At 43.9% G+C, this 1,204-nt stretch carries 1 protein-coding gene and 1 pseudogene; both read right to left on the reverse strand.

The features are described 5' to 3' along the window. Positions 1-80 precede the first annotated feature (80 nt). Complete coding sequence (locus tag ORD22_RS15110) at positions 81-959, reverse strand: IS3 family transposase (RefSeq protein WP_317646968.1); 879 nt, start codon at positions 957-959, stop codon at positions 81-83. Beyond that, positions 956-1,204, reverse strand: a pseudogene (locus tag ORD22_RS15115) (hypothetical protein); the annotation flags it as partial. The pseudogene ORD22_RS15115 and the gene ORD22_RS15110, both read right to left, overlap by 4 nt.

Consider the following 1,204-nt stretch of genomic DNA (forward strand, 5'->3'; position numbering starts at 1 on the left):
TACCAGCCGACTGTGCCAGCGTACGTTATCATGCCTGCCACTCCATGTAAAGTCGCCAGTGGATCTCCCTGTTATCACGCTTAGGCGACCTGTTCGAGCCGATGACTAACCGGACTTTTCTTTAGTTTTAATTGAGGTCGCACATGGTTATAATAAGTAATATAGTCGGCGACAGCTTGCTTCATTTCTTCAGCTGTTTCCGGTTGTGTAAATCCAGGCATTTCCGTTTTCAGCTTACTGAAGAAACTTTCAATACAGGCGTTGTCCCAGCAGTTGCCTCTGCGGGACATGGATTGTGTAAGCTTCATCTTCTTCAGTTGACTACAGTAGCCAAAATTCGTAAATTGGGTGCCCTGATCACTATGTAGAAGGGCACCTTTTTTGTATCCTCTTTCAGCTAAGCGGTCAAGCGCTTGATTGACAAGTTCCTTATCCTGATACTCGCCGATGCTGTACGCCACGATTTCATTATTATATAAATCCATAATACTGCAGAGATAGAGAAAGTCTTTTTCAGGTTTTTTTATTTCTAAATACGTGATATCCATACAGAATTTTATGCCCGGTTTGATTGCGTTGAAATTGCGATTCAATAAATTTTTGATGTGACCGTGTGGTTGCTGCCCATTTTTCCTCGGTCTTCTTCGCTTGGTTTTCAAAGGCATATGATATCTTTCCCGCATCCGTCTGACTCGTTTTACACTGACAATCACATGATATTTTTCATATAAGGCATCTTTAAAGCGCTCATTCCCCAAATTCCCTCCGTGTGTTTGATAGAGAGAAATCATCTGGATAAGTAATGGTTTGTCACGCTCTTCCCGTGTTGGACGTGCGCCTTGCGTTCGCCATTTATAATAGCCGCTTCGGGAAACGCCGGCCGCCTTAGCTAAAAAAGACACTGGATAGGTTGCCCGATACGTCTCGATAAAATAGTATGCTTCCGCCTTTTCGTTCACCTGCCTTTCAGTTCCATAAGCTTTTTTAGGTAATGGATTTCCATCCGTAGGCGCTCATTTTCCTTCTCTAGAGGCAATGTGCGCGTTCTACTTTGACCTGCATTGGCATGCCCCCGCCGATCTTTTAGAGAGTCGAACGTGCCTGTTCTTCTTACGATTTCCACCCACTCCAAAATTCGTCTACGATTTTTAATTCCATGTTCTTCCGCCAGTCTTTTTGCGGCATGCCCTTCAAAATAAAGCTC

It is taken from the genome of Sporosarcina sp. GW1-11 (assembly GCF_033088395.1).
Lineage (GTDB): Bacteria > Bacillota > Bacilli > Bacillales_A > Planococcaceae > Sporosarcina.